This window comes from Sphingomonas sp. (assembly GCF_040398505.1).
Taxonomy (GTDB): Bacteria; Pseudomonadota; Alphaproteobacteria; order Sphingomonadales; family Sphingomonadaceae; genus Sphingomonas.
On record NZ_JBBATX010000115.1, the window covers coordinates 1 to 7,324 of the forward strand.

5 protein-coding genes are annotated in these 7,324 nt (G+C 63.3%); 3 read left to right on the forward strand and 2 right to left on the reverse strand.

Annotation, left to right across the window (positions count from 1 at the left end; translation table 11 throughout):
• Position 1: 1 nt before the first annotated feature.
• Positions 2-562, reverse strand: coding sequence for a polyhydroxyalkanoate synthesis repressor PhaR (gene phaR / locus ABWP09_RS12285; protein ID WP_353205419.1), 561 nt, complete (start codon positions 560-562; stop codon positions 2-4).
• An 18-nt stretch (positions 563-580) separates the two neighbouring features.
• Between phaR and ABWP09_RS12290 the strand changes: the two genes are divergently transcribed.
• From ABWP09_RS12290 to ABWP09_RS12300, 3 genes are all read left to right on the forward strand, one after another.
• Positions 581-1,660 (forward strand): alpha/beta fold hydrolase, encoded by a 1,080-nt coding sequence (locus tag ABWP09_RS12290; protein WP_353205420.1) that lies wholly within the window; start codon positions 581-583, stop codon positions 1,658-1,660.
• Between the two features lie 27 nt (positions 1,661-1,687).
• The gene (locus ABWP09_RS12295) at positions 1,688-2,872 is read left to right on the forward strand and encodes an acetyl-CoA C-acetyltransferase (RefSeq protein ID WP_353205421.1); all 1,185 of its coding nucleotides are present in this window, start codon (positions 1,688-1,690) and stop codon (positions 2,870-2,872) included.
• 187 nt (positions 2,873-3,059) lie between these two features.
• Complete coding sequence (locus ABWP09_RS12300; RefSeq protein WP_353205422.1) at positions 3,060-6,401, forward strand: TonB-dependent receptor domain-containing protein; 3,342 nt, start codon at positions 3,060-3,062, stop codon at positions 6,399-6,401.
• 97 nt (positions 6,402-6,498) lie between these two features.
• On the opposite strand, the gene ABWP09_RS12305 is transcribed toward ABWP09_RS12300, so the two are convergent.
• Positions 6,499-7,324: alanine racemase (locus ABWP09_RS12305; protein WP_353205423.1), on the reverse strand; the 826-nt coding region annotated here is incomplete at its 5' end.

Genomic DNA, 7,324 nt, shown 5'->3' on the forward strand with positions numbered 1-7,324 from the left:
CTCAGTCGCCGAGCTTTTCGATCTTTTCGTTCAACCGGCCGAGTTCGGCCTTGAGCGCGGCGATCTCGTCATCCTTGCTGGCCGAGGTTTGCGACGCGGTGCCGAGGCCGCCTTTGGCACCGGGCTTGAAGGCCTGCGTCGCGGCTTCGAACATCGCCATATTCTGCTTGGCGAGTTCGGCGAAGGGCGAATTGGCGAACGCGCCTTCGACCGCGCTCTTGAACTGCTGCTGATTGCGGCGGAAACTGTCCATCGACGCTTCGAGATAGCCCGGCACCATATTCTGCATCGAATCGCCGTACATCGCGATCAACTGGCGCAGGAAATTGACCGGCAGCATCGTCTGGCCGCGCTGCTCCTCTTCCATGATGATCTGCGTCAGAATATTGTGCGTGATGTCCTCTTCGGACTTGGCATCAAGCACCTTGAAATCGCGGCCTTCGCGCGTCATCGCGGCAAGATGTTCGAGCGTGATGTAAGACGACGTCTCGGTGTTATAGAGGCGGCGGTTCGCGTACTTCTTGATCGTGACCGGGCCATCACCCGGTATGGTCTTCTTCATGAAAAAGGCTCCCCGCCTATGGTTGCTTCCGCCGTACCACCATTCGATACCGCATCGCAACACGGGCCGCGTCCGCTGCCGTTGTTCCTCGATATGCTGCGCGAACAGACCGCAGCATCGCCCGAGCGGCGCGCGGCGGCGCTGGCGGGATTGCGCGCCTATCAGGATTTTCCGCGCCGCCGCGCGCGCAAGCCGATGCCCGCCCGTTTCCGCAAAGGCACCGCGCGCTTGCGCGACTATGGCGCGAAAGGCGCGACCGGGCGGGCGGTGCTGTTCATCCCGTCGCTGATCAACCCGCCGCACATTCTCGACCTGTTGCCCGAGCTTTCGTTGCTGCGCTGGCTGGCACAGCAGGGGCATCGCCCGTTCCTGCTCGATTGGGGGACGCCGCCGCCGAACGCACGCGAGCTGGACGTCACGGCGCACGTCGAGCGCGTCCTCCTCCCGCTGATCGCCAAATTCGCTGAGCCGCCGGTGCTGGTCGGCTATTGCCTCGGCGGCACGATGGCGCTCGCCGCCGCCTGCCTGACGCCGGTCGCCGGCCTCGCGCTGATCGCGTCGCCCTGGACCTTTGCCGGGTTCGGCGCGGTGGCGCGCGGCGAGATTGCGGCCTTGTGGCACGCCGCGAAACCGGTCTGCGCGGCGCTGGGGCTGGTGCCGATGGAAGTCCTGCAAGCGGGCTTCTGGCGGCTCGATCCGGCGCGGACGATCGCCAAATATGAGGCGTTCGCGGCAATGGAACCCGATAGCGCCGCGGCGCGGCAGTTCGTGGCGATGGAGGATTGGGCCAATGCCGGGGCGCCCTTGCCCTTTGCCACCGGACGACAAGTGTTCGAGCATTTCGTCGGTGCCGACGCAACCGGCGCGCACCGCTGGCAGATCAAGGGCACGACGATCACGCCCGCCGCCCTCACCTGCCCGGCGATCGAATTCGTGTCGCTGAACGACCGGATCGTCCCCGCCGCCAGCGCCGCCGACTTGCCCGCGCGGCACGATCTCGGCGCGGGGCATGTCGGCATGATCGTCGGGCGCGGCGCCAGGACGCAAATGTGGGAACCGCTGTCGGGCTGGTTAAACGCGCTGCCTGCGCCTAAATAGCGGCGACGCATTTCCCGGAGACACCCCATGCAAGATTCCAGCCGCGACATCGTGATCACCGCCGCCAAGCGCACTCCGGTCGGCAGTTTCCTCGGTGCCTTTGCTGCCACGCCAGCGCATGAGCTTGGCCGCATCGCGATCGAAGCCGCGCTCGCGCAGGCGGGCGTTGCGGGCGCGGACGTGTCGGAAGTCATCCTCGGCCAAGTGCTCACCGCGGCGCAAGGCCAGAACCCGGCGCGTCAGGCCGCGATGGCGGCGGGCATCCCCAAGGAAGTGCCGGCCTGGGGCGTCAACCAGGTGTGCGGCTCCGGCCTGCGCGCGGTCGCGCTCGCGGCGCAGGCGGTCGCGACCGGCGATGCCACGATCGTCGTCGCGGGCGGGCAGGAATCGATGTCGATGAGCGCGCACGCGCAAATGCTGCGCGCCGGGCAGAAGATGGGCGACCTCAGTCTGATCGACACGATGGTCAAGGACGGCCTGACCGACGCCTTTAACCGCTATCACATGGGCATCACCGCCGAAAATCTCGCCGAGCAATATCAGATCACCCGCGAAGCGCAGGATGCGTTTTCGGTGCGGTCGCAGAATCTGGCCGATGCGGCGCGGGCGTCGGGGCGCTTTCGCGACGAAATCGCCGCGGTCACGATATCGGGGCGCAAGGGCGACACGATCGTGGCCGATGACGAATATATCCGTGCCGGCGTGACGATCGAGAGCGTGGCGAGCGTACGCCCCGCGTTCAAGAAAGACGGCACGGTCACCGCCGCCAATGCCTCGGGCCTGAACGACGGCGCCGCAGCGCTGGTGGTGATGACGCGCGCCGAGGCCGAACGCCGCGGATCGCCGATCCTCGCGCGGATCGCGAGTTGGGCGTCGGCCGGCGTCGACCCGTCGATCATGGGCATCGGCCCCGTCCCCGCCACGCGCCGCGCGCTCGAAAAGGCCGGGTGGAGCATCGCCGAACTCGATCTGATCGAGGCGAACGAAGCCTTTGCCGCGCAAGCGCTGTCGGTCGGCAAGGAGCTCGGCTGGGATGCGGCGCGCGTCAACGTCAATGGCGGCGCGATCGCGATCGGCCACCCGATCGGCGCGAGCGGCGCGCGCGTGCTGACCACGTTGCTGTACGAGATGGCCAGGCGCGACGCAAAGAAGGGCCTCGCCACGCTGTGCATCGGCGGCGGGATGGGCATTGCGATGTGTATTGAGCGCTAAGCCCGGCGGCTTGGCACCGCCATCAGATCGCGCCGAAGCGCGTGTTGTATAAGCGCAACAGTTCCGTCAATCTGTCATAGTTCGTTCATCGGCCAAACAGGTTCCGCTTGCGCTGCGACGCAAATTCCACTTCATTCCCCAGCAACCGAGCAGAATCTGCCGCGTTTGACCGTAAATGGGGGAAACCATGAAGCTCCGAATGCTATTGTCCGCGACTGCGTTGACCAGCGTGTCGTTTATCCTTCCGACCGCTGCGTTTGCTGCCGAACCGGCACCGACTGCCGCTGTCGCGCTGCAAACCGCGACAGTCGCACCGACCGCGGACGACGAGAAGAAGGACGAGAACATCGTCGTCACCGGGTCGCGTATCCGCAGCCCCAATCTGGCATCCGATCTCCCTGTTACGTCGATCGCTGGCGATACTCTGCTGTCGCAGGGCCAAACCAACATTGGTTCGGTTCTGAATGATCTTCCGCAGCTATCTAGCTCATTTTCGCAGCAGAATCCCGGCTCAGGTATCGGCATCGGCGGCCTCAACCTGCTCGATCTGCGCGGCCTCGGTACCTCACGTACCCTGGTGCTCGTTAATGGCCGCCGTCACGTCGCGGCTGACATCCTCGTCAACGCTGTATCGCCGGACGTAAACTCCATTCCGAACGACCTGATCGAGCGGGTCGACATCGTGACGGGCGGCAACTCAGCCGTTTACGGCTCGGACGCCATCGCGGGCGTCGTCAACTTCGTGCTGAAGCGTGAGTATCAGGGCGTTCAAATCCGTGGCTCGGCCGGCCTGAACCAAGGCGGCTTCGGCGGAAACCAGTTTGTTTCGGCGCTCGCCGGCCACAACTTTGCCGACGGTCGTGGCAACATCACGATCAGCGGTCAGTACTCGCATCAGGATCGTGTCTTCGCATCTGACATTCCCTATTTTCGGCAGAACAACGCCATCGCCACTGTCGATACCGACATTGGCGGGTTGACCAACGGCAGCGACGGCTTCCCGGATGCGGTCTACGTTCAGGATCTTCACAGCGCCACGATCAATCCTTACGGCCTGATTCCGATCCAGCAGCAGTCGCCGCAGACAGCCGCGCAAATAGCGGCTGGGCAAGGTTTCGGAAATGCTCAGCAGCTTTGCGGCACCGGCACGCTCGCCAACAATGGTGGGCCGAACAGCAATGGCATTCCGTTCAACTGCACGTACCTGTTTACACCAGACGGCCGTCTGACCCCGCAAACGGGCTCACGCTTCGGTTCTGGTCCGTTTGGCAGCATCTCCGGCGGCAACGGCCAAACCGGTCGTGAAGGCCAGACGATCTCGATCCTTCCGTACCTGGAGCGCTACAACTTCAACCTGTTGTCGCACTATGAGTTCGCGCCGGCCCTTGAGGTTTTCGTCGAGGCGAAGTTCGACCGCGTGAAGGCGCTCGGTAACAATGCTGGCCCGTCGTTCATCCAGACCGGCTCGGGCAACACCGGCAACATCGGCGATTCGCGCGAGCGTCCGCGGCTGGACAATCCGTTCCTCAACCCGTCGGATGCTGCCACGCTGTCGAACCTCATCCTCGCCTCCAACTGCAACACCAGCCTGACGGCGACCTGCCCGAACTTCACAAATTTCGGGACCACAGCGAACCCAATCATTCGCGCGGGCAACCTTTCCGACGCGCAACGGGCGCAGATCGCGGCTGGCACGTATCGCTTCCAACTCGCCCGGAACCTGCTCGACGTGGGTCTGCGCGACGAGAAGTTCACGCGCGACACCGTGCGTGTCGTCGCCGGTTTCCGTGGAAAGTTCAATGATGATTGGTCTTACGAAGTTGCGGCGAACTACGGTGAATTCAACCAGACGACCAACACCAACGGCTTCATCGATCGTCAGCGTTTCTCGCTTGCGATGGATGCCGGTCGTAATCCTGCCACCGGTCAAATCCAGTGCCGTGCGCAATTCGATGCGGCATCGGCTTTCGCGATCCAGCGCGCTGGAGCGGGGGATGCGACGGTCAACGCCAACCGTCTGGCTGCCGACATCGCAGCCTGTAAGCCGTACAACCCCTTCGGCGGGACGGACAACAGCGCATCCGTAGCCTATTTATCGCGTGCATTCGACGCGAAGGCGAAGCTGACGCAGCTCGACATTCAGGGCTATGTGAATGGCGATTCCAGCCAGTTGTTCAGTTTGCCGGGCGGCCCAGTTCGCTTCGCGCTCGGCGGCGAATATCGCCGCGAGAAGGCATTTTATCAGCAGGACTCGTTTGTCACGGACGGATATACCAACGGCGTCTCGATCCCGTTGTTCAGTCCCCCCGCGTTCGAGGTGAAGGAAGCTTTCGGCGAAGTTCAGCTCCCGATCCTGCAAGACGTGCCGTTCTTCAAGGAACTATCGGTAACCGGTGCTGGCCGTTATTCGGATTATGGCAAGAAGCTGGGATCGACCTGGACCTACAACGGCGGCGTGCAATGGTCGCCTATCCGCGATATTCGTTTCCGCGCCAATTATGGTCGCTCGGTCCGTGCGCCGAACGTCTCGGAAACCGGCTTCCCGTTGGTGCCGAACTTCGCGAACGGCTTCCTAGACCCTTGCCAGGCGAACAACATCGGCGCCAACGCTGCTCGTACCACGAACTGCACGGCAGCCTTGACCCAAGCGCAGCGCGACAATCTCGTAAACGGTGTCTCGCTCCCGATCGTCAGCGGAAGTAACCCGAACCTGAAGCCGGAATCGTCCGACTCATGGACGTTCGGCGGGGTCTTCCAGCCGCGCTTTATCCCCGGCCTGGCGCTCACGGTGGATTATTACAACATCCGCGTGAACAACATCATCGTGTCGGTTGCGGCCCAGACGATCGTCAATCAGTGCTATGACTCAGCGACGCTAAACAACGTGTTCTGCACGGCATTCGCGCGTAACCTGACGTCGAGTGCAGGTCCCGCCGGTGAATTGCCGGGTGCGGTTCTCGCCAATTCGCTGATCCAGGCGCCGCTCAACTTCGCGAAGCGTATTCGCAAAGGCATCGACTTCAACTTGTCCTATCGTACCAACCTGTCGTCGGACGTAAAGATCAGTACAAACATGATCTACGTTCACACGCTGGTGAACAGCGATTATCAGGATCCGACCAACCCGAACTTCGAGACTCACAATCTCCAAAACATCGGTAACCCCATGGACGAATTCCAGTGGGATACCGACCTGGCCGTCGGCGCCGTGACGTTCGGATATCGTCTGCATCTGATCGGGCCGCAGTACGTCACGTCGTACGCCAACTTCAACTCGGTCAATGGCAACCCGGCCGCAAACATCGACGCTTCGGCGCCGATCAAATATCCGTTGATCACCTATTCCGATCTTCAGATGACGTGGAACCTCGCCGATGGCGGCAAGAAGGACGCGTTCCAGTTTTATGCTGGTGTCGACAACGTCTTCGATCAGCTTCCGCCGTTGGGTACGTTGGCAAACGGCGGAGGTACCGCGATCTTCCGGTACACCGGCCGCGCCTACCACGCTGGCTTCCGCGCTCGCTTCTGATCGGGCACGAAAACGAACCAACTGGGGGCGAAGGACTTTCCTTCGCCCCCTTTTTTGTCTTCAGGCACCGGTATCGAAATGTGACGGCGGACTCAGTTCAGCCCCAAACCCGCTGGGCGCGCGCGCCCAGCCCGGTCAGCAACTCATATTGCGACATGCCCGACAGCGCCGCGGCGTGTGGCAGCGTATAGTCGAGCTCGACCCAGTCGCCCTCGGCGAGCAGCGGTGCCGCATCGACGCAGATCGCGGTTAAATCCATCGACACGCGCCCGAGCACGGGCAGCGCGGCATCTCCGACCCGCGCCGCGCCCGCATTGGAAAAGCCGCGCCAATAGCCGTCGGCATAGCCGATATTAAGGATCGCGACCTCGGTCGGCGCTGTCGCAGTGTAGCGCGCATTATACCCGACCGACTCGCCGGCCGCGAGAGTGCGGCGTTGCAGGATCTGCGCTTCGGGCGTGACGACCTGCCGCACGACCCCCGCCAACTCCCGGCGCGGCACGCCACCGTATAGCGCAAGACCGGGCCGGGTCAGGTCGAACGCATAATCCGCACCGAGCGCGATGCCGGCCGAATTGGCGAGGCTCAGCCGCCGTGCAGCAGTTCGACCCCGCAGCGCGTGCAGCGCCGAGCATTGCCGGGCATTGGCAGGTGCGTCTTCGTCGGCGCATGCAAGGTGGCTCATCAGCGTGTCGATCTGCAGCCCGTCGAGCAGCCCCTGCTGCACCTGTTCGACCGAGACGCCAAGCCTGTTCATGCCGGTATCGACCATCACGTCGCAGCGCCCGCCCCCGGCCTCGCGCCAGCGCGCGATCTGCGCGGCGGTATTGAGCACCGGGCGCGCATCGCCACGCAGCGCCGCCGCCATATCCTCGGCGCGAATCCCGTGCAAAACCGCAACTTCGACGTCCAAATCCTCCAAA

Coding starts and splice junctions, on each gene's coding strand:
- ABWP09_RS12290 (WP_353205420.1), top strand. CDS start 581: ATGGTTGCTTCCGCCGTACCACCATTCGATACCGCATCGCAACACGGG.
- ABWP09_RS12300 (WP_353205422.1), top strand. CDS start 3,060: ATGAAGCTCCGAATGCTATTGTCCGCGACTGCGTTGACCAGCGTGTCG.
- phaR (WP_353205419.1), bottom strand. CDS start 562: ATGAAGAAGACCATACCGGGTGATGGCCCGGTCACGATCAAGAAGTAC.
- ABWP09_RS12295 (WP_353205421.1), top strand. CDS start 1,688: ATGCAAGATTCCAGCCGCGACATCGTGATCACCGCCGCCAAGCGCACT.